The sequence below is a fragment of the Mycobacterium toneyamaense genome, assembly GCF_055384815.1.
In genome coordinates this window covers 2,261,468-2,280,447 of the sequence record NZ_AP040333.1, presented here as the reverse complement: position 1 = coordinate 2,280,447, position 18,980 = coordinate 2,261,468, and the positions used below count along the sequence as shown (strand labels likewise).

The 18,980-nt window shown below is 64.5% G+C and carries 22 protein-coding genes and 2 pseudogenes; 9 read left to right on the top strand and 15 right to left on the bottom strand.

Going from position 1 to position 18,980, the window contains the following annotated elements:
* The first annotated feature begins 19 nt into the window (after positions 1-19).
* Both ACZ5IQ_RS11030 and ACZ5IQ_RS11025 read left to right on the top strand, forming a co-directional pair.
* Positions 20-1,276 (top strand): AlbA family DNA-binding domain-containing protein, encoded by a 1,257-nt coding sequence (locus ACZ5IQ_RS11030; protein ID WP_464481257.1) that lies wholly within the window; start codon positions 20-22, stop codon positions 1,274-1,276.
* A gap of 315 nt (positions 1,277-1,591) precedes the next feature.
* Positions 1,592-2,206, top strand: coding sequence for a hypothetical protein (locus ACZ5IQ_RS11025; protein WP_464481256.1), 615 nt, complete (start codon positions 1,592-1,594; stop codon positions 2,204-2,206).
* 485 nt (positions 2,207-2,691) lie between these two features.
* On the opposite strand, the gene ACZ5IQ_RS11020 is transcribed toward ACZ5IQ_RS11025, so the two are convergent.
* The 3 genes from ACZ5IQ_RS11020 to ACZ5IQ_RS11010 all read right to left on the bottom strand — a co-directional run bounded on the left by ACZ5IQ_RS11020 (position 2,692) and on the right by ACZ5IQ_RS11010 (position 5,678).
* A complete protein-coding gene (locus tag ACZ5IQ_RS11020) occupies positions 2,692-3,465 on the bottom strand; it encodes an ExeA family protein (RefSeq protein WP_235660736.1) in 774 nt (257 codons plus the stop codon).
* 38 nt (positions 3,466-3,503) lie between these two features.
* A complete protein-coding gene (locus ACZ5IQ_RS11015; RefSeq protein ID WP_260973669.1) occupies positions 3,504-4,967 on the bottom strand; it encodes a DDE-type integrase/transposase/recombinase in 1,464 nt (487 codons plus the stop codon).
* Positions 4,968-5,087: 120 nt separating this feature from the next.
* On the bottom strand, positions 5,088-5,678 hold the full coding sequence (locus tag ACZ5IQ_RS11010; RefSeq protein WP_052568745.1) for a hypothetical protein: 591 nt from the start codon (positions 5,676-5,678) through the stop codon (positions 5,088-5,090).
* Positions 5,679-6,013: 335 nt separating this feature from the next.
* Here ACZ5IQ_RS11010 and ACZ5IQ_RS11005 point away from each other — a divergent pair, with 335 nt between their 5' ends.
* Entirely contained in the window at positions 6,014-6,490 is a 477-nt protein-coding gene (locus ACZ5IQ_RS11005) for a DUF2510 domain-containing protein (RefSeq protein WP_464481255.1), read from the top strand.
* A gap of 4 nt (positions 6,491-6,494) precedes the next feature.
* Positions 6,495-6,629 (top strand): hypothetical protein, encoded by a 135-nt coding sequence (locus ACZ5IQ_RS11000; RefSeq protein ID WP_267888691.1) that lies wholly within the window; start codon positions 6,495-6,497, stop codon positions 6,627-6,629.
* A 274-nt stretch (positions 6,630-6,903) separates the two neighbouring features.
* Here ACZ5IQ_RS11000 and ACZ5IQ_RS10995 read toward each other — a convergent pair whose 3' ends face one another.
* Positions 6,904-7,332, bottom strand: coding sequence for a hypothetical protein (locus ACZ5IQ_RS10995; protein WP_464481254.1), 429 nt, complete (start codon positions 7,330-7,332; stop codon positions 6,904-6,906).
* A gap of 173 nt (positions 7,333-7,505) precedes the next feature.
* Here ACZ5IQ_RS10995 and ACZ5IQ_RS10990 point away from each other — a divergent pair, with 173 nt between their 5' ends.
* Positions 7,506-8,153, top strand: coding sequence for a TetR/AcrR family transcriptional regulator (locus ACZ5IQ_RS10990; RefSeq protein WP_057963629.1), 648 nt, complete (start codon positions 7,506-7,508; stop codon positions 8,151-8,153).
* 612 nt (positions 8,154-8,765) lie between these two features.
* Here the strand turns inward: ACZ5IQ_RS10990 and ACZ5IQ_RS10985 are convergent.
* From ACZ5IQ_RS10985 to ACZ5IQ_RS10965, 5 genes and pseudogenes are all read right to left on the bottom strand, one after another.
* The gene (locus ACZ5IQ_RS10985; RefSeq protein WP_464481253.1) at positions 8,766-9,377 is read right to left on the bottom strand and encodes a hypothetical protein; all 612 of its coding nucleotides are present in this window, start codon (positions 9,375-9,377) and stop codon (positions 8,766-8,768) included.
* A gap of 225 nt (positions 9,378-9,602) precedes the next feature.
* Entirely contained in the window at positions 9,603-9,794 is a 192-nt protein-coding gene (locus ACZ5IQ_RS10980) for a hypothetical protein (protein ID WP_057963632.1), read from the bottom strand.
* A gap of 11 nt (positions 9,795-9,805) precedes the next feature.
* Positions 9,806-10,348 (bottom strand): hypothetical protein, encoded by a 543-nt coding sequence (locus ACZ5IQ_RS10975; RefSeq protein ID WP_057963633.1) that lies wholly within the window; start codon positions 10,346-10,348, stop codon positions 9,806-9,808.
* Between the two features lie 6 nt (positions 10,349-10,354).
* On the bottom strand, positions 10,355-10,861 hold the full coding sequence (locus ACZ5IQ_RS10970) for a GNAT family N-acetyltransferase (RefSeq protein WP_464481252.1): 507 nt from the start codon (positions 10,859-10,861) through the stop codon (positions 10,355-10,357).
* Positions 10,858-11,165: pseudogene (locus ACZ5IQ_RS10965) on the bottom strand (type II toxin-antitoxin system TacA family antitoxin); the annotation flags it as partial. The gene ACZ5IQ_RS10970 and the pseudogene ACZ5IQ_RS10965, both read right to left, overlap by 4 nt.
* A 145-nt stretch (positions 11,166-11,310) precedes the next feature.
* Between ACZ5IQ_RS10965 and ACZ5IQ_RS10960 the strand changes: the two are divergent.
* Positions 11,311-11,502 (top strand): hypothetical protein, encoded by a 192-nt coding sequence (locus ACZ5IQ_RS10960; RefSeq protein WP_464481251.1) that lies wholly within the window; start codon positions 11,311-11,313, stop codon positions 11,500-11,502.
* Positions 11,503-11,557: 55 nt separating this feature from the next.
* Entirely contained in the window at positions 11,558-11,815 is a 258-nt protein-coding gene (locus tag ACZ5IQ_RS10955) for a helix-turn-helix domain-containing protein (protein ID WP_057963637.1), read from the top strand.
* A 162-nt stretch (positions 11,816-11,977) separates the two neighbouring features.
* On the opposite strand, the gene ACZ5IQ_RS10950 is transcribed toward ACZ5IQ_RS10955, so the two are convergent.
* The 4 genes and pseudogenes from ACZ5IQ_RS10950 to ACZ5IQ_RS10935 form a co-directional block, all read right to left on the bottom strand.
* Positions 11,978-12,154 (bottom strand): hypothetical protein, encoded by a 177-nt coding sequence (locus ACZ5IQ_RS10950; protein WP_464481250.1) that lies wholly within the window; start codon positions 12,152-12,154, stop codon positions 11,978-11,980.
* 495 nt (positions 12,155-12,649) lie between these two features.
* Positions 12,650-12,745 (bottom strand): annotated as a pseudogene (locus ACZ5IQ_RS10945) (ATP synthase subunit c family protein); the annotation flags it as partial.
* A 158-nt stretch (positions 12,746-12,903) separates the two neighbouring features.
* On the bottom strand, positions 12,904-13,170 hold the full coding sequence (locus tag ACZ5IQ_RS10940) for a phospholipase D-like domain-containing protein (RefSeq protein ID WP_464481249.1): 267 nt from the start codon (positions 13,168-13,170) through the stop codon (positions 12,904-12,906).
* Positions 13,171-13,561: 391 nt separating this feature from the next.
* Positions 13,562-14,230 carry an RraA family protein gene (locus ACZ5IQ_RS10935; protein WP_464481248.1) on the bottom strand — a complete coding sequence of 223 codons (669 nt, stop codon included), beginning with the start codon at positions 14,228-14,230 and terminating at the stop codon, positions 13,562-13,564.
* Between the two features lie 270 nt (positions 14,231-14,500).
* On the opposite strand from ACZ5IQ_RS10935, the gene ACZ5IQ_RS10930 reads away from it, so the two are divergent.
* The gene (locus tag ACZ5IQ_RS10930; RefSeq protein ID WP_464481247.1) at positions 14,501-15,775 is read left to right on the top strand and encodes a cation:proton antiporter; all 1,275 of its coding nucleotides are present in this window, start codon (positions 14,501-14,503) and stop codon (positions 15,773-15,775) included.
* A gap of 426 nt (positions 15,776-16,201) precedes the next feature.
* Here the strand turns inward: ACZ5IQ_RS10930 and ACZ5IQ_RS10925 are convergent, their stop codons facing one another.
* Positions 16,202-16,483 carry an anti-sigma factor family protein gene (locus ACZ5IQ_RS10925; protein WP_198530388.1) on the bottom strand — a complete coding sequence of 94 codons (282 nt, stop codon included), beginning with the start codon at positions 16,481-16,483 and terminating at the stop codon, positions 16,202-16,204.
* A complete protein-coding gene (locus ACZ5IQ_RS10920) occupies positions 16,480-17,145 on the bottom strand; it encodes an RNA polymerase sigma factor (protein WP_464481246.1) in 666 nt (221 codons plus the stop codon). The genes ACZ5IQ_RS10925 and ACZ5IQ_RS10920 overlap by 4 nt, the downstream gene beginning before the upstream one ends.
* Positions 17,146-17,221: 76 nt before the next feature.
* Between ACZ5IQ_RS10920 and ACZ5IQ_RS10915 the strand changes: the two genes are divergently transcribed.
* Entirely contained in the window at positions 17,222-18,535 is a 1,314-nt protein-coding gene (locus ACZ5IQ_RS10915) for an IS256 family transposase (RefSeq protein WP_052536990.1), read from the top strand.
* The last annotated feature ends 445 nt before the right edge of the window (positions 18,536-18,980 follow it).

Here is an 18,980-nt window from a genome sequence, read left to right as displayed (position 1 = left end):
TTTGCCTAGGTTGTTTCTCATGACTTTCACCGCGCTACACCGTGCGCTGGGGCTGCCGCCCGGTCCTCTTACTGATGCGATGCTCGATGAGGCTGTGGCCACCGGCGTAGTCGAAACCGACGACCTGGACTGGAAGTCGGAACTGCCGCCCGCCAGCAATCTCTCTCAAACCGATGTGCCCAAGGACATCGCCGCGATGGCCAACAGCGGCGGCGGCATGATCGTGTACGGCATCGAGGAGGAGCAGAAGGCCGCGACCGAGCGAAAAGACACCGGTGAGTTCACCGAGAACCATGAGCGGACCTATCGCAAAGTCGCGGTCACGGCGATCACGCCGCCAGTGTTTGGGCTGCAGGTGCACCACCTCGGCACCAACCCGCGGGCGGCGGCGGTGATCGTCCCGGCCAGTGTCGACGGCCCACACCTGATCTACCGCAACGACTACTTCGGCGCCCCACGCCGCAACAACGCCGACACCGAGTGGATGAAGGAACGCGAGATCGAGGCGGCCTACCGCGCCCGCTTCGATGAGCGACGAAGGTCCACCGAAGCGCTCGACTCGCTGTACGTGGAGACAGCGGCGGGACGAGACACCGACCAACGCGCATGGCTGATCGCAGTAGCGCATCCCCGCGTTCCCGGTGTCCTCACCCGACCATCCCACGACGACGCTCGAAAGATCTTCGAGATAGCCGGCAACATCGCGCTCAGCTACTCCCAGCGCCGGGCGACGCACCCCCTGGAAAACCTCGAACTGCACAACCCACGCCCAGGGCTCAAACGGTGGACCGCGCCACCCTCGTCGATGCACAAGAGCTGGTACTGGAAACAGGCGTGGGCAAGTGTGCACCACGACGGTTCTGCGGCCCTGGCGGCGGCCATTGGCGCATACCCCACCGGCCCCTCATCACAGTTCGAGGGCCATGAAGTCGCCGCACGCACCATCGAGGCGGCAGTCGCAGACTTCACGGCGTTGATTCGCGCTATCGCCCAAACCCAAGGTCACTCCGAGTACGAAGTCTCCGTCGGCATCGAGTGGACCGGCCCCCGTGCCCTCATGATCCTGACCGTCGATAACTCTGACCAAACCTACGATGGGAATTCCACCCCACTCGGGACGTTCACCAGGGTGCAGCTCACGATGAACGCCGCGGTCGCCGACGACGCCTTCCACCGCCAGGTGTACGAGCTTGCCGAGTACTGCATCAACCAAGGCGGCATCACCCACCTGCACGAAATCAAGAAACCAGATGACGACCCAGATTCGACGAAATGACCCCGCGCGCCGGACACGCCAGTCAGACGAGTGTGTCCAGCATTCCGGACGTCCGGTTCGTCGTACCCTCGGAAGCAGCAGGTGGCGCAAATCGGCACCGCCCAGTGCAAGACGAACTCGTCATGAAAGCGAGGCTCGGGATGGCTGATGACCAGCAGGCCCCACCTGAGACTCCACCCCCACCACCGCCACCGGGCCGGCCCCCACCTACACCCATCGTGTGGGAAACCGAGCTGACCACCCGCAGCGAAGACCCTGCGTCGCTGAGGACGGCCGCACTCGACGTCGTGCGAACCGTCGTCCGCGGCGACCAGAGTGACTGACCCCCAGCCACCCGCAGCGGATGATCCGCCCGACCCCGACCAGGGTCGCGAATGGGTCGAATTCATCGGCAAAGAACTCGACCGCGAATACACCCGCCGCGACACCATCAACACCCGCTCCGCGGCCTCCATCACCAGCGCCACAGCCCTGGTCACCATCTCCCTGGCCGTCATCGCGGTGATCAGAGGTGAGCACTACACCGTCGGCCTCGCAGCCTGGACGGTGTGGCTCCTGGGCGGCGCCCTGGTGTGTCTGCTCACCGCAGCCATCTTCGGCATCCTCGCCGGGGCCACCGCAAGCAAATTCCGGATCGCCAGCACCACCGACATGACCCGCATGCTCAGCGCCGAACTATGGGGCTACCACCCCATCGACGCCCGGAACGAAACAGCCAAGCTCAACATCAACGCCATTCGCACCCTCCGAGCCGGCAACACCACCAAATTCCGATTCCTGGTCCTCGCACTCCTCACCCAAGCCCTCGGAGTACTACTGCTCGGCACGTTCGCCGTCACCGTCATCGCCGACAACTCACCCACACCGCCCGCTGCCGCCACCGTGCTGCCCGCCTCCGGCGAGACGGTGCCGCACCCGCCGGCGCGCTAGCCGTCTTCGAAGAAGCTGGCCGCGGTGTCGCGGATATGATTGAGGCGCTTGGAGATTGGGCTGCGGTTGCGGACAACCCCACCGTGAGACGATTTCGACCAAGATTCTTTGTCACAGGTCTACAGGACCCCATGACTGACCCCGCCGACCCTCACTACTTCGCGCGCAGAGCAGCTGAGTCAGAAGCCAAGCGTCGAAGAATCGTCGCCGAGGTGGCCCGCCGCCGGCCCAAATGACGACATCGACTACCTAACCAAGCGCGAGCTGTACAGAGCCGGCCTCATCAGCGCGTCCGAGCTGCACGCCACAGGCTCCCCTGAACTGTTGGCCGTCGCTGACGATGAAGATGTCGGCGTCATCGGCGTTGATGATGATGCATTGATGAGAACGCCCCGCTCGCTTGTGGCGAGCGGGGCGTTGGTGATCTCGGTGACGGGATCCTTGTCGCGGTGGCGTGGTCGTCGCCGTGGTGACGTGGATTTGGTTCAGTCGGTTGCTGTTTCGCTGATGGCGATGCGTGCGGCTTTCTCCCCGACGATGGAATGCCCGGCGGCGAACGCGGCGGTCAGGGCGTGCAGGGCGAGGTTGTTGACTGCGCGGGGGTGCCCGCGGGAGGCGTTGTGGATCAGCGTGATCGCGTCGTCGGCGAACAGCGCATCGGAGCGGCCGGCGATCTTGGTGTGATGGGCGATGTAGTCGGCGGTGTCGGCCGGACTCATCCCGGGCAGGGTGTAGCGCACCGCGATGCGCTGATCCAGCGCGGCCAGCACGCCCAGGCGCAGTCGGTGCCGCAGGGTGGGTTGCCCGACGAGCACGGCGGCGAACGGTGATCCGGAGTCCATGTCGTGGTTGGTCAAAAGGCGGATCGCTTCGAGCTGATGATTGTCGAGCAGGTGGGCCTCATCGACGACGAGCACGGGGTTTCGGCCGCGTTCGGCGTGTTCGGCGGCCAGTGCGTCGGCGGCCTGGGGGGCCAGTCGGGCGGTGTGAAACGCCGGGGTGTGCCCGAGGGTGGCCACGATGTGGGTGAGCATGCCGCGCACTCCGATGGTGGGGTTGGCCAGGTAGATGATGACGTGGCGGGCGGGGTCCAGGGAGGTGGCTGCGGCGCGGATGGCTACGGTTTTGCCGGCGCCGACTTCACCGGTGATGACCCCGATGGCGCATTGGTCCACACACCAGCCGATCCGGGCGATCGCTTCGCTGTGGCCGGGGTGGCGGTGCAGCATCGAGGGGGCCAGGTCACGTCCGAACGGCATCCGGGTGAATCCCCAATGTGATTGCAGTCGTTGAATACTCACGCCGACACCCCATCCTCGAACTCGCCATCGATGTTGGTGAGGTCAGTGATCGAGAGCTGCCCGGGAGCCCGCTCGCTGTCCGTGTCGGGTCCGTAGAGGGCGTGGTAACCGATGCGTTCGTCGTCGCGCAGTTGGTCGTGGTGGGCAGCGGCGGTCAACGCCAGGTAGTCGATTCCCGTCGTCACCGGCGGGGTCTCGACGGTCTCGGGTCGGGCTTTGGGGTGGGCATGGCGGGTGATCGTGTGGGCTATGGCCTGGCCGTAACTGCGGTCGCCGTGGCGGACCTCGATCGTCTCGAGGTCGAACGGGGAGAACACCAACTCCACCCGGCGCCCGGCCAGGGCGGGGTCGACCCGGTAGGTGTTGGCGTGCAGGGAGACGGTGGCGGTCTTGGTCACCACCCGAAACTCCGACCACAAGAACGCCTCGGTCAGATCCGCCGCGGTCGGCAACGCCGGGGCATGACCGAGCCGGTCCCAGCCGCTCTCCCACCGGGCCAGCGGTGACTGGTCGGTCTCGCTGTGGGTGCGGCGGTGGTATTCGGTTTCCACCCAGGCCATGAACAGTCGGTTGAGTTCCAACAATGCCGCGGTGTGGTCGACCCCGGCGGCCGTGAGGTCCTCGGTGGTGGTGTCGGTGACCTCGACGAGGAACTGCTCACGCACCGTCCTGAAGAACCGTTCGACCTTGCCCCGTCCTTGCGGCCGGCCGGGCGCGGAATGCACCAGTCGAACACCGAGTTTCGCGCACGCCCGCAACAGCCACGCGTCGACGAACGCCGAGCCGTTGTCGACATAGACCGAGGTCGGCACGCCGCGGGCAGCCAGCGCCGGTTTGAGGGCGGCGGCCAGGCGCACGGTGTCCTCGGCGAACCCGAACCGGTGCCCGACCACCAACCGAGAATGGTCGTCGAGGAAGGCGAACAGGTAGGTTTTGCGGTCTCCGACCCGCGGCCCGTGCAGGGCGTCGCCGACCCACAGCTCGTTGGGGTCAGCGGCTTCGAACCGGCCGAACACCTCGGTGCTCACACCGGCTGCCGGACCCATCAGTTCGCAGCGGTGGAAATGACGCAACAAAGTGGATTCCGAGGGCGCCCACCCGGTCGCAGTGCGCAGGATCCGGGCCACCTGCGCCGCGGTGCGTGCAGGGTTCTCCCGCTTCAACGAGGCCGCCAGCTCCAGCACCTGGATGTCGGTGCGGGTGGCCAGCCGCCGCGGTTCGGGCACCAGGGCTTCGAACCCGCCGGCCCGGTAGCGCCGGATCCAGCGGTCCAGGGTCGGTCGTGCGATCTGTACCCGGGAACCGAACGGATCCACATGGTGGCGTTCGGCGATCTCACGGACCAGCCGGCCACGCTGTTTGGTCGACAACCCGGCATCCAAGGCGGGGCAGATCAACTGATAGCGGAACAAGCCGATCGCCTGGGCCCGCTCCCGGCGTTTGTGTTCTTCCAACGACACTGCGGTGTTCTCCTCACATTCGAAGGCCCCGCCCGAAACCGTCTGTCGGGCAGGTGCCTTCGCGAGGATCACCGATCACCGCGTGGCGCATCAGGGGCAACTGGTGTTGCGCACCGGCGGCTACCGCATCGTCGGCCAGTCCGGTGCCAGCAGTCGGCCGCCGGTGACCGCGACCATCACCTGCGCAGGCGTCACCGCGCCCACCAACCCGACCGGCCCGAACCGCTGCCCGAGCGCCGCGACTGCGGCCTCGACCGCCGCCACCACGTCACCCCAGCCACAGCACCGGCCGTCGGGGATCGCCACGTCGATCCCGGTCTGGACCGCCACCACAAGGAACCATCCCCGGATCGCCTCCAATCGGCCGCCGGCCCGGCGTAGCCAGCCCCGTACCGTGGTCGCCGGAATGTTGAGCCGGGCAGCGATCCGGCGATGCCCGACCCCCGCGGCCCGCACCAACAGCGACATCCAAATCTGTTCGGCTGCATACGCTCTGCGCAGCAGCACCGTGACCGGCAACAACACGTGCGTCACCAAACACGACCGGCACCGCGCCCGCCGCGGCCGCACAGCACCGGCCAGACCCACCACGCGGCGAGAGCGGGCGAATCCCCAACCACCCAGCACGCCCTGCGAGCACGCCGGGCATCTGATCAGGCCCGCCGCCAGCCGGGACTCGACGCAGACCAGATCAGCCTCTACCGTCACCATCAGTGCCTCCGTGCACTACAGCGCGGCACCCTGCGAGCCCGCCAAGACTTCAGCGGGGTGCCGCGCGACCCATCAATTCCTCGTCACACTGATGGTGCACACGACCAAGATCAACCCGGCGACCACACCAACAGTCACATCGACAAGCTCAATGACGAATGACCACCGCGTGGTCGCCATCCCGAGAGACGGTCAACACCCTGAACTCATGCCTCGCGTAGTGCTGGTACCAGCACTACGTCGAAGCGATAGACGAGTACTGCCCCACTCGCGTCTTCTCACTAGCTGAAGCCGGCCCCGATGCCGCCGACCTGTATGACCGCGGCTACCGGTGGATGGTCGTGTTCAGCGAACGAACCGGGCCAAGCGGCGACCACACATTCATCGACGTCCGCAGCTTCGCCGCCGCCGCAATGACCGATCAGAACTCCCTGACAGAACAGGCCGCGCTCTCACAAATCGTCCACATGGGCTACCACATCACCGACCTACCCAACGACATCTTCATGACCCCACCTGCGACCATCCCGCAGCAACCCACCCCACTACCCGGGCCGGGTTGGTACCCCGATCCCACCTCCCGCTTCCACCACCGGTGGTGGGACGGGCAACGCTGGACCCACACGGTCGCCCTCCACGGACAAACCCACACCGATCTAGACTCGGGGCCGAGGGCAAGACTGGGGCGGGAGATCGCTGTCGAGCTGGACCGATCGAGGATGCTAGCTAGCAGAGCTAGTCGTGCTAGGTGCCTCACGGTCAGGATGCTCGGGTGGCCACCAGGATTTGAAAGAGACGGGTCTAATGGATGATCGGATGCGTTTCCGCAGTGCCAACGCGCGGATCGATCAGCTCGTCAACGACCCGCTCATCGCCAAAGACGTGCAGCGCTACGCCGAGCAGCGGTCCGTAGATCATCGGGCCCGCGACGACGAATCGGAGCGTTCCTAGGAGTCCGCGAGCTTGGCGACACGGGGGTCGACCGCGCGGCCACTCTTCTTGCAAAACGCCACGGCGGTCTTCGCGGCGAGTTTGGGCACCGCCAGGCTGGCCCAGGCGGTCCTTGGTCGACGGCCTATCGGCAGACGTTGTGCTGCTCGGTCAGCCCGTTCGGAGGTGCTCTTGGGAAGTCATCGCAGGACAAAACGAAGAAAACGAACGGCGCTGGTGGTCATTTGACCCACCAGCGCCGTCGTGAGGACAACTCCTAAGCGTGAATCGAAGCCTAGAAGGACACTGAGCCGTCTCCGCATGTCCACTGGTTCGACCCCTCCCAGGCCGTAGCAGGAAGGCCGGCCATGTACTTGTTGCACCAGCCTTGGACATCGAGACCCCCGAGCCGCTGACCGCCTCCAAAGTTGATGCCGGCCGAGACACCGGGACCGCCCCTATCGACGTTGGCACCAGCGCTGTAACTGTCCAGGTACGGAAGAACGCACTCGTAGGAGTACGCGTCGTTGTTGCCGTCCACTTGCTGGACCACCGCGGCCGGTTGATTGTATTGGTTTTTGCAAACCTGAGTTAGGTCGATGTAATCCTGCGCGTGTGCAGGACCGGCGGTCGCAAGACCCAGAACGCTCCCCAACCCCCACAAGCCAGCAAGCAGGGCCGTTGCCGGGCGTTTCCTTGCGCCCCGATTGATCAGGGTTTTCATCGGTATGTCTCTCCTTCGGTACGCCAACATGTTCATCGTGTTCTCCATTTGTCGTCGTGCCGACCCACCTCAATATGGCATATACCCCACTTGGCGTCAACGCCCAGTGGGAGGGTATACCGAGTGGGGGTCTACAGCGTTTGGCGCGCGTTGGCGCGCTATCCTTAGGATCTATGAGCGAGCAGCGAACGCTTGATCGGTCTGCCATAGCGCGGCAGAAGGCGGCGCAGACCAAGAATCGCCGGACGCAAGCCCGGCTGTTCGAGAGCGCTATGCACCATGTCACCGCGCCGCGGCGGGCTCAGCAGCAGATCACCGTCGCATCGATCTGCAAGGAGGCCGGGGTCAGCTCGACCGCCTTTTACTACCAGTTCGAGCACGGGGTTGCCGAGCTGTTGGGCGAGGTTCTAGATCGGTCGATGCGTCGTGTACGCCGACAAATTGCGAGGGACATCGAGCGGGAGCTTTCTTCCCCGGATTACCGGGTGGCGATTGCGGTCTACCGCGTGGTTGAGGAACTATTCCGGTACCCGAACTTGTTCGAGGTGGAGACGGTCCCGCGGCGGTGGGTGCAGTTGATCGCACAGCCATTAGCAGAGGCCATCGTCAGTGACGACCGCGACTTAGAAGACCATCCGGGCATGGTCATAGCCGAGTACCACGCCAACGCCATCATCGGCCTGCTAGGTCGGGACTACACGCCGAGCTTCGAATTCTTCTCGAAATTAGTTGTCTCGCAGATAATCCCAGTGCTCGGCATGGCCGACCCCGAATTCGGTGACCGCTGGCAGCAGCTCGTCCACAGCCTGCCACCGATATAGGCCACGATCCGCAGCCTGGCGTCGCTGCCAGCGGCGTTCATCTGGATGGTGACGTGCTCGGGGGCTGATCGGGGTGTCGGGTCGGACCACGGCGCGGAACATGAACGCTCCCGACATGTTCAGCAGCCGCGGGTACCGCTCCGGGCTTGGCCATCTCGTCGTCGGAATGCAACAGCACCTCGTAGTGATCCACACCCGTGAGCGCGTGAAGGGTCGATACCGTCATCTGGGTCCGGCATCATGGTCGTAGAACCCGCCGTCGTCGTGATCGTCATGTCTTGGTGACGACAGTTTCCCCTGGTTCGTTCGCGCCCGGTTCACATTCACGGGCGATCACCGTGTCGAGCCGGATGCACCGCGCCCATCAACGCCAACGACCCCCGGGGAGCACCCGGGGGGTCGTTTCGCGGGTCGCCTCTGCACAAGACCTCCGAGACCACTCGGTGGCTCTCCACGGAGATCTGTTCGCCGCCATCGCGATCAGTTGATACTTCGAACCGGTAGCGGTAGGTCGGCCCTGCGGGTTCGACCTTCACCCACTCGGCTGCGCTGGAGTTCTCGATCAGGTCCCGTAGTTGGTAGAGGTTCACTCCTCGGCTCCATCCCTTTTCGTCATGTGTTCTCACAGTCGCGTTTATGCGCCGAAAGTAGATATGTGACGGCCTCGACAACATCGGGTCCGATCTCGTTCATCGCGTCGCCGACGACCAACCAGTTCTCGGCGCCGTCTTGGTTGACGTACCGGAAGACCTGTTCGAACGCGAAGACTGGTCGCAGCGTGATCGACGTCTTGCCCGGACCCTTGGGCCTGGCGAACTCGACCCGGGCCAGTACCAATCCCTTCGCGACGACCCCCTGGTTGACGGTGGAGACCACCCCGCCGGGGGGCTCCGGAACAATGCTGACACCGCCCAGGTCGACCTGGTTGTTGGCCACGATGTTGAGCAGCTGGTGCTTGTCGGTGTTGGACAGGAACTGCAAGATGTGCAGCGGATGCAGCTTCCCGGTGCCGACCGCGTTGAACGGCTGATTGCTTCTGAACGACTCGAAAACCGTTGGCCCGTACCAGTCCTCGCGCTTCTTCGCCCACGCGGTGTAACGCTTCTCGGTCGAGTGCAGCGGAAACGCCACCTCGGTCGGTCTGGTCTGTTGGATGTGGGCCGGGGTGATCGCCCACACGGCGTGATCCAGCGCGGCGCGCAGATTGTGGATGAAGTCCCCCATGAGCAGGACCGACTCGGTGTAATTGAGATTCTGACTCCAACACCCACTCCGCCCAGACCGTGCGCGAGGTGTACTCACTGCTGTTGTCGCGCCGGCGGTACCGCCGCTCGATCGCCTGTTGCTCGGCGAGCACGTCACGCAGCCGGTCTCGGATCGCGAACCCATGCGTGAGCTTGTGGAAGGCCGACGACCCGACCAGCTCTGGGTCCCATGTGACGTCCGCCATCAGATCCCCCCGCCGCGCTCGACGTCGCGGGCATCGGCCATCTCCGCCGCAACCTGCTCGACGACGCCGACAATGCCCTGCATCGCCTCGACGGAGGTGGGAGCCAGCCAGGACAGCGAGGGGAACTCGGCGACGAGCCCGACGAATTCGTTGTCCTCGGGCGACCATTCAACCCGGTAGGCGTAGTCCATGCTGGAAGTCCCTAGGAGAGTCGGTGATTGAGTTCCGCCGAGCGTTCGGCAACCATCCTGGCGATCTCGGCGACCCGCTTGCGCCGCAGATGATCCCGGATGGTGGTGACGATGAACGCCGCGCGCTCCCGCGGATTGGCGCCATAGCCCGGGGCCGCGATCGTGCCGGTGGCGATGACGTCGCCCTCGATGACCTCGTGCTGCCGGTAGCGGGTGGTGCCGACGTCGTGGGTGCCGTCCGCGACCCGCATGGACCCACTCGGGCGGAGATCGATCTCGATGTCCCACTCGGTGTCGCGCTCACGGAAGTAGAAGCTGTGCCCGTCGACCACGCCGTTCCACTGCTCGGGTGCGTAGCCGCCGTGGTCGTGCACCACGACACCCGGCTGATCAGCCAGCCACGCCTGCAGGTCGGCCTCCTCGGCCTGCTGGGCAGCTTGGAGCCGCTGGCCCTCGGGGGTCTGCCAGAACTCGTTCATGTGGTCGAGAAGCTCCCGGAATGTGGCACCTGAACGCCATTGGCCGGGGTGGGGTGCATCCGCGTCGTCGGGCATCGGCGGTCACCTCTGCGGGTCGAGCAGGGCGCGGGCGTCTTTGATCAGCAGCAGCAGGTGCAGCGGGTCGGTCGGTGAGGGCTCGAGGTCGAAGTGGGCGTAGAACGCGCGGGCCTGCTCATGCAGGGCGTGCACCAGCAGCGCCCGCACGCCGATGATCTCCGCGGCCGCCACGGCGCGGGTGATCGCGTCGCGCAGCAGCTGCGCACCGAGGCCCTGGCTCTGGTGCTTGGCGTCGATCGCCAGCCGCGACAACAGGATCACCGGCACCGGGTCGGGCATGTTGCGGCGCACCCGTCCCGGCGTATCCGCACGCTCCACCGCCGCTGAGGCCAGCGCGTAGAACCCGACCACGCGGCCCTCGCAGCAGGTGACGAAGCACCGTGAGGCGCCCTCGACGTGGTTGGCCAGCGCCCGCCCGCGCAGGTAGTCGTCCAGGCTGGGCTCGCCGCTGTCGAAGTCGGCGACCTCATCGCCGCCGGTGATCGGCCGCGGCGCGCTGTAGCCGCTCACTCGTCGAAGATCGAGGGCTCCGCGAACAGCTTCTCCAGCCGCGGCTTGTGCGACACCGGCCGGTCCAGCACCGAGACAAACTCCGACCAGGCCGGAGCGTCGAGCATGAACAGCCGGCGATCGGCGAGCACGTCACGGGCGTGAGCCAGCGTCGCGGTCACCGTGAAGTTGGTCAGATCGGTCCCCTCCACCTCCGCAGCACGACGAATCAGCGCGTCCTGCTCAGCAGTCAGGCGCACCGCGAAACGTTCGGTCTTGATAGCCATCCACCCATTGTGTGCCTATTGGGCATACAAGTCAATGCGGTATTGATCACCGCTCTGAGCAGCCCATACGTGGTTCGCACCTGTGAAACGCCCTCCAGCAAGCGGGAAGAGTTACCGGGCCAGTCGGGCCGCGGCGGAGACGACCACGGTCGTCTTGCTCTTCAACCCCTGTGAGGGGGAAGCATGTCTTCTCGTCTGCTGACCGCGCTCAACCGTGTGCTGGCCACATTGGTGGTCATCGTCCTGGCCTGGCTGGGGGTGTGCGTCGTGGCGATGCTCACCGGCCACACCGACGCTCTGCTCGACATCGGTGCGGTCCTCGTCGACCTGATCGACAGGTTGGTCACCCAGCCGGTGCACGACCTGGCCAGCTGATCGTCACGTGCTACGGGGAGTTGTGGAGATCGCAGCTCCCCGTAGCGTCGTAACCATGAAGGGCCAGGAAGGCATCGCGCAACGCGTCGCCGACAGCATCACCGCGGACACCCGCACCCAAGCCCAGGTCGCCGCGCAGATCGGCTTGACCGACGAGGAACTCTCCGAATCGGTGCGCGACCGCCGACCCTTCTCCTCCGTCGAACTCGTCCGTCTCGCCGAGGTCCTCGACGTCGACGCTCACTGGCTCATCACCGGCCGCCCCGACCCGTACCGCCTCACCATCACCGCCCGCCATGACTTGGACCCCTGAGCGGACCCACGGTCGAGTCTCACGTCCCGTACACCCGGCCACGTCCATGCCGCACGTTGCTTGGCAAAACGCCACCTCACCGACCTATGTCGCACTTTATGTGCCCCAAAGTGCGGCATAGATCGGGGCCAGGGGCGGCGGGATGGCCCGGGAAATCGGCGGTCAGTCGTGGATCCGGATGTCCTCGATGACTTTGACGGTCATGGTGCGCCCGAGGCGGCCGCCCCAATCCGGGAGCACCTGCACGGTGATTGCGTCGAGTAGGTCACGCTGGGTCGCGGTGCCCTCGGTGGTGTAGGCGGTCACGAACACCGCGGCGTCCCGTCCGTGGCTGCGCAACTGACCACGCGATCGCCCCTGCGCACACCGTGAGGCACGCTGATGATCCAGGGTCTCCTCGGATCCCGCGGCGCCGCGGGGCGCCCTCGATGACCATGACACCGTTGTCCTGCTGGGGCGCTGGTCGCGACGGGTCGGGTGAGGGGCGCTGAGCGGGTCCTTCGCCGAGTTGCTCTGCCAGAGTGTTGAGCGTCCGGCGGGCGGTGTCGATGAACAGCAGCGCGCACTGGGTGCAGTAGTGGAACTTGTCGCGGTCGACCTTGACGACGAGCATGGTGTCGCCGTTGAGCAGGACGTGGGAGTCGTCGGAGCGGCAGGAGTGTCTGCGACCCGCCGTGCTGACCGAGACCGTTCTAAGCAGTGACCTTTGTCTAGCCATGACGTAGCTGCTCCTCGGCGTGGGCGACGATCTCAGACAGGTGAGCGATGAGGTACTCGTAGTCGTCGATGGCTCACCGACACCGGGTGCGTGATCGGCATCGACACCCGCCGCGGCGGCATGGATTCCACGAACAGGGCCATGAACGCGACGTTGATGAAGAAGGTGGCTTCGACGAGGCTGAAGGTGATGAACAACGGTGTGTAGAGGCGAGTGCTTCGGGTTGGCGTGCGACTCCGACTACCACCTCACCCGGTACGCGGAGCTGACGCGGCCCTTTGGCTCATACCTCCTGATAGTCGGCCGGCTGGACTTTGACAAAGCCTCCGCCACTGATGGACTGCGGCGTCACGACGTCTCGTCGGGTCGCTCAGGGTAACGCCTGGAACGCGACGTTCCAATCGGTTTCGAAGATCCCCTGGAAGTACTTCGCCACCTTGGCTTGCGCGATCCACAGCCCTGCCTCACGGTTCTTGGTGACGGCCGAGTCCGACCAGTTCTGCGAGCTAACCAAGACGCGCTTACCGTCGACGACGATCATCTTGTTGTGACAGTGGACGAGCACATCGGTGCTGATGAAGCGGATGTTCTCCCCTTGCAGCAGGCGGTACTTATCTCGCAACGCATAGAGGGTCAAGAAGAGCCGTCGACGCTGACCTACCAACCTGGACGCTTACGAACGGCGCGCGGGAAGGGGGCGCCCGGTGTTGAGCCGAACGTCGGATACGCCTACCAAAAGTGTCCAGATTCGATTGGCCGCCACACCCTCTACGGCACAAGGCTCGTCGGCGTTCGCCCACTTTGGCGGCCCGCGCCTGCTTCCGGGTTACTTCACTTCGGTAGGCCATGCGACCATTCGACCTGCATCGTCCGCGGCGCAGACAGGCGTTCTGGCAAGGGATTCCCGTCATCCGGCGGCGAAAGAGAGAGTCACCCGCGCGGCCGCTCCACTATGTCAGTCGGGACAAGACTCGGGGCGAACACCACAGTTACGAAAGGCCCATACCGGTGTAATCGTTTAGGACTTTTCAGATTGCGCCGTAACGGGCGATCGCTTCCTGAAGAGACATGCCATCTTTGAGGCCCTGCCGGATTCCCCGCTCCCGAAGGGTCACCGCCTCGGCGCGTTCAAGGACAGGCAAAACGTGTGCCGCTGGCACTACCACGACGCCATCAATGTCGCCGAGGATAAAATCTCCGGGACCGACCTCGACAGTGCGACAAGTTGCGCCAGGTAGCAAGACAGATTGAGCCCAACTCTGCACCTGCCACCGACCGATCGACTGAACCGGCGTGCGGTAGGTGGAAAACGTCGCGAAGCCGGCCTGTTCGAGCCATGCGAGATCACGCACACCGCCGTCGATCAAAGCGCCTCGACAGCCCAGCCCCTGCAGGCCCAAGGCTATGAGTTCCCCGAAAAAACAAGCACCATTTCCGTTTCCGGCCCAAACGGTTATGTCTCCGTCCTGTACCTCGCTGCAAGCCTGCACCTTTGCCAAGTCGGTAGGCGGGCCGCCAGCAACGGAATCGCCGCTGATCGTAAAAGCCCAGCCTGCTAGCTGCGAGCCTGAACGAGGCGCAAAGTCGGCTGACAAAGCCTGGCCTGGAAATCCGAACTCATCGAGTACGTCGCTGACGTTGGGAGTTTCAACACTGAGATAGCGCGCTCGAATACTGTTTCGGTCCTGTGCTGACACGCTATAACCTTTCGCTGGATGTTAGCGATCAGACCACCACCGACGCACCATCGAGCCTTGACTGCTGAACGGGTACGTATGGCGGAGGCGTTCCGAAGAACTGTACGCTGCGGTACAGTGATCGACTATCTGAGTCAGCTGACTTCTACCAATCGACTGCACGCGGAAGCCAAGACGATGAGCTGAGCATCTTAACTAGCCCTGACTCAACATGCGCAGTCGTCGGCTCATTACGCATGGAACAGCCAGAGAGGATCCCTCATCGTCTCGTTGACTGCGGTAGCGCTCGTCTCGGTCGTCGCGTTGGTGTCGCCGCTCAGCGTCAGGTTGCTCCGATTGCCTTTGCCAGCGATCGTGCTTGAGATTCTTCTCGGCGTCATCGTCGGTCCACAGATGCTGGGCTGGGTGCACATGGACGCCGCGCTCCAGGTGTTGTCGACGATCGGTTTGAGTTTCCTCCTGTTGCTCGCCGGGCTGGAGATCGACGTCCGCCAGCTGAGAGGGCCTGTGCTGCGGCGCGCCTCGGGCGCCTTCGTGGTGTCGTTCGTCCTCGCGGTGGCCGTGGGTGCAGGCCTGGGAATTTTGGGTCTCGCTCGGTCGCCGGTGCTGATGGCCGTGATCCTCTCGGCAACCGGACTCGGCATCATCCTTCCGGTCCTGAAGGACGCGGGAATCGTCGAGACCCGGGCAGGGCAAGTCATCGTGGCCGGTGCGTCGATTGCCGAGATCGTGCCCATTATTCTTCTCTCCCTGTTGTTCTCCGAAGACACGTCGGCAGGGTTGGGGGTTAAGCTGACGCTGCTGGCGGCGTTTCTCGGCTTCACCGGTGCCGTCATCGTCGTCGTTCTCGGCCTGGAGCGTGCCCACACCGTCTGCAAGACGCTACTCGACCTGCAGGACACCACCGCCGAGATTCGAGTCCGCGGAACCGTCGCGCTGCTATTGGTCTTCGCCTCTCTCGCAACGGCGTTCGGCCTCGAGTCAATCCTGGGGGCGTTCCTCGCCGGGGCGGCGTTGACTCTGCTCGATCGCGATGACGACATGACCCACACCCAGTTCTATACCAAGCTGCATGCGGTCGGATTTGGTGTCTTCATCCCGTTCTTCTTCGTCGCCACCGGGGTGTCACTCGACGTTCGGGCCCTCGTTGACCAGGTTTCGTCCTTGGCCAAGATCCCTGTCTTCCTCGTCGCCCTTCTGGTCGTGCGAGCCTTACCGGCCATCTTCTACCGTCCGCTGCTCGGCCATCGCCGCGACGTTGTGGCCGTAGGTCTGCTGCAGGCCACCTCGCTGAGCATTCCGGTGGTGGCCGGGGGGATCGGCGTGGAACTGGGCCTGATGCAACCGGCCAACTACGCAGCGTTAGTCGCCGCGGGGTTGTTGTCAGTCATCGCCTTTCCACGACTGGCCGTCCTGCTGCTGGCACGGGGTGCGAAGGAAACAGAACTGCCGGGCGTCCGTGCAAGCGATAGCCTCACGGGCGGTCGCTGCCCGCCCGTGGAGCCAAGTCGCGAAGGCGATGACCGTCCGCATCCCGGCCCGTGACAACGTGTGAAAGACTCCCCGGCGTCTCCGGACGCGTTGCCGGCGAGAGATCTGAAATCAGGTCCGTTAGCTACTAGCGAATTCGGCACAGAACGTGGAGTGACCACATTTACGGCGGCATCGCGGATCGCGACCAACGGCAGCGATTCTCGTCTATCTCATGTGAAGTGGCGTCGGCCGGCGGCGACCAATCGACGCCGCGGTCGCCTTCGCCATCTTCGTGGGCTGCAATGCGTCGATTCAGAACGGAAACGACCGCATCTTGCTCGTGCTGGTCTTGTGCGCCCCATTGCAGCGGCGGTGAGAGCACTTCCGCGCGAGGCCGCAGTTCCGTCGCGTCACGAGATCGGGCTCCTCGAACGACGAGAAGAAACCACCATCATACCGGGCACTGAACGTTCGCAGCGGCGAGCAGAATCTAAGCGGTCACGTGTCGGGTTGCAGACGGTCGTGTTCGTCCCCGGGGGAAGCCGTCCATCCGCGGAACGTGTCGAGCAGGCGTTCTCGGAAGCTCTCGTCGAATTGATCGGGCGGAATGCGCCCCAGGGTGCTGATCGTCGACCGGAACTGTTCGAGGTAGTTGGTGCAGCCGTCACATTCCATTAGGTGTACGTCGAACCGAGCGGCGACGACGGGATCGAGCACACCATCGAGGTAGTCGGTCACCAGTTCGACGAGTTGTTCGCAGATGATCTCGTCGGTGTTCATGCCATCGTCCCAAGGTAGTTTTCCAGCTCCTGGCGGACTACGGCTCTGCCGCGGTGCAACAGGACCCTCTGGTTGACGGCGCTGATGTCCAACATCTGGCATACCTCCTCGGAAGTGAACCCCTGTACGTCCCGCAGAGTGACCACCTCACGCTGGCGCGTCGGCAACTGGCGCAGAGCCGCGGTCGCGACTCGTGTGAGTTCCCCGCTGAGCAGCGATCCCTCGGGCGTGTCCGGGAACGGGGCGGGTGGTTCCTTCCAGTGACCGGGCAGGGGATCGCCGGCGTCGCGGAATCGGTCCGGGTCAACGGTGCCGCCGGTCATGACGCGCACGGCGGTGTCGGTGTGACGGCGCTCAGCCAGGCCGTGCTTCTTGGCGACGTTGATCAGGATGGTGAAGATCCACGTCCGTAGCGACGCTCGGCCCTCGAATTTGTCGATGCCCCTGAAGACTGCGATCCACGTCTCCTGTACGACGTCCTCGGCCAGCTCGCGGCTGGACACGTATCCGCGCGCTACCCGTTGCATCGACGACCCGTAGAGGTCGAGCAGCTTGCTGAAGGCTTCCGGATCGCCGTTGCGCAGTTGGTCGGCCAAAGATGCTGGAGCAATGATCAGAACCTGTGGATGAGCCTCGGCGAGGCGGCGTAGGAAAGGGCGCACCTTCCCGAGGATGATCTGAATGTCGAAGGTCTGATCAAGAGCCGGCGTTGGCGCGCTGGTTCGGGAAGGTACGCCCATGCTCACGGTAGTTCACGATGCGGATTCATCCAACGAGGATGCTGGCTCGTCGCGGTCGTTGCTCGATGAGATTGTCCGCGACGGTGCCCGCCAGATGCTGGCCGCAGCGTTGCGGGCTGAGGTCGCCGCCTACATCGAGGCTCATGCCGGTGAGCTTGATGAGAACGGGCACCGGCTGGTGGTGCGCAATGGCTATCACCGCGAGCGCGAGGTGCTCACCGCGGCGGGCGCGGTGAGTGTGACCGCGCCGCGGGTCAATGACAAACGTGTTGACCCGGACACTGGTGAGCGGCAACGGTTTTCCTCGGCGATCCTGCCGGCGTGGGTGCGCAAGTCGCCGCAGATGACCGAGGTGTTGCCGTTGCTGTATCTGCATGGCTTGTCGACCAGTGATTTCGGTCCGGCGTTGGAGCAGTTCCTGGGCTCGGGTGCCGGCTTGTCGGCCACGACGATCACCCGACTCACCACGCAGTGGCAGGACGAGGCCAAGGCCTTCGAGGCCCGTGATCTGTCGGGCACCGACTACGTCTACCTGTGGGTCGACGGCATCCATCTCAAGGTGCGCCTGGAGCAGGAGAAGCTCTGTTTGCTGGTGATGATCGGTGTGCGCGCTGACGGCCGCAAGGAGCTGGTCGCGCTCACCGACGGGTACCGGGAGTCGGCCGAGTCGTGGGCTGATCTGTTGCGGTCGTGCCGACGTCGCGGGATGACCGCACCGGTGCTGGCCGTCGGCGATGGGGCCCTGGGGTTCTGGAAGGCCGTGCGTGAGGTGTTCCCGGCCACCGGCGAGCAGCGGTGCTGGTTTCACAAGCAGGCCAATGTTCTTGCCTGCCTGCCAAAGTCGGCTCATCCGGGGGCGATCGCGGCGATGCGGGAGATCTACAACGCCGAGGATATCGACCACGCGCAGGTGGCGATCAAGGCGTTCGAGGTGGACTACGGCGCCAAGTACCCCAAGGCGGTCGCCAAGATCGTCGATGACGCCGATGTGCTGCTGGAGTTCTATAAGTACCCGGCCGAGCACTGGGTCCATCTGCGCACTACCAACCCGATCGAATCAACGTTTGCCACGGTACGTTTGAGGACCAAGGTGACCAAGGGGCCGGGTTCACGCGTCGCCGGAATGGCCATGGCTTACAAGCTGATCGACGCCGCGCAAGCCCGCTGGCGAGCCGTCAACGCACCGCACCTGGTCGCTCTGGTCCGGGCCGGCGCGATCTTCCACAAAGGCAAACTGCTCGAGCGACCCACCGACATCACCCCGTCGGCGGACTCGGCACCGACCGAATCAACTGGAACGGAGGTCGCCTGAAACAAGCCGATCCACAGGTATTGACAATTCCTCCAGATGCTGCGCCCACCGGTTCCTGCATGTCAGCATCCCCTCGTCGGCGGCGAGTGAGCGACGGCTGCCCCGGTCGTCGCGCCCTGGCCACCACGTCGCCAGTGCACAGCACAGTAGTTGGCATATGTCGGGACGTATGCCTGATGGTCATGAATAGGGACGAGGCTGGCCGGGTCATACAGATGTGTGTCGAGCCACCCGCAACTCGTTACAGGCACCGGGTTGCGGAATATGCTTCGGACTCGCCGCCTCCCTGGCGAGGTGGTGCGATCCGAATGTACGGCTAAGTACAGCGTGCTGTGAAGCGATCGCATGGCACCACTCGCTGGACCGGCGACGAGTTCACACGGACTCCAGACCGGTGCTGTCGTTCGACGAGTGAAGTCCGACTGGCCGAGACGCTATCGTGGGA

Coding starts and splice junctions, on each gene's coding strand:
- ACZ5IQ_RS10980 (WP_057963632.1), bottom strand. CDS start 9,794: ATGGACTACGCCTACCGGGTTGAATGGTCGCCCGAGGACAACGAATTC.
- ACZ5IQ_RS10960 (WP_464481251.1), top strand. CDS start 11,311: ATGTCTTCTCGTCTGCTGACCGCGCTCAACCGTGTGCTGGCCACATTG.
- ACZ5IQ_RS11005 (WP_464481255.1), top strand. CDS start 6,014: ATGGTCGTGTTCAGCGAACGAACCGGGCCAAGCGGCGACCACACATTC.
- ACZ5IQ_RS11030 (WP_464481257.1), top strand. CDS start 20: ATGACTTTCACCGCGCTACACCGTGCGCTGGGGCTGCCGCCCGGTCCT.
- ACZ5IQ_RS11000 (WP_267888691.1), top strand. CDS start 6,495: ATGCGTTTCCGCAGTGCCAACGCGCGGATCGATCAGCTCGTCAACGAC.
- ACZ5IQ_RS10955 (WP_057963637.1), top strand. CDS start 11,558: ATGAAGGGCCAGGAAGGCATCGCGCAACGCGTCGCCGACAGCATCACC.
- ACZ5IQ_RS10975 (WP_057963633.1), bottom strand. CDS start 10,348: ATGCCCGACGACGCGGATGCACCCCACCCCGGCCAATGGCGTTCAGGT.
- ACZ5IQ_RS11010 (WP_052568745.1), bottom strand. CDS start 5,678: ATGGTGACGGTAGAGGCTGATCTGGTCTGCGTCGAGTCCCGGCTGGCG.
- ACZ5IQ_RS10990 (WP_057963629.1), top strand. CDS start 7,506: ATGAGCGAGCAGCGAACGCTTGATCGGTCTGCCATAGCGCGGCAGAAG.
- ACZ5IQ_RS10915 (WP_052536990.1), top strand. CDS start 17,222: ATGCTCACGGTAGTTCACGATGCGGATTCATCCAACGAGGATGCTGGC.
- ACZ5IQ_RS10995 (WP_464481254.1), bottom strand. CDS start 7,332: ATGAAAACCCTGATCAATCGGGGCGCAAGGAAACGCCCGGCAACGGCC.
- ACZ5IQ_RS10925 (WP_198530388.1), bottom strand. CDS start 16,483: ATGAACACCGACGAGATCATCTGCGAACAACTCGTCGAACTGGTGACC.
- ACZ5IQ_RS11020 (WP_235660736.1), bottom strand. CDS start 3,465: ATGCCGTTCGGACGTGACCTGGCCCCCTCGATGCTGCACCGCCACCCC.
- ACZ5IQ_RS10985 (WP_464481253.1), bottom strand. CDS start 9,377: ATGGGGGACTTCATCCACAATCTGCGCGCCGCGCTGGATCACGCCGTG.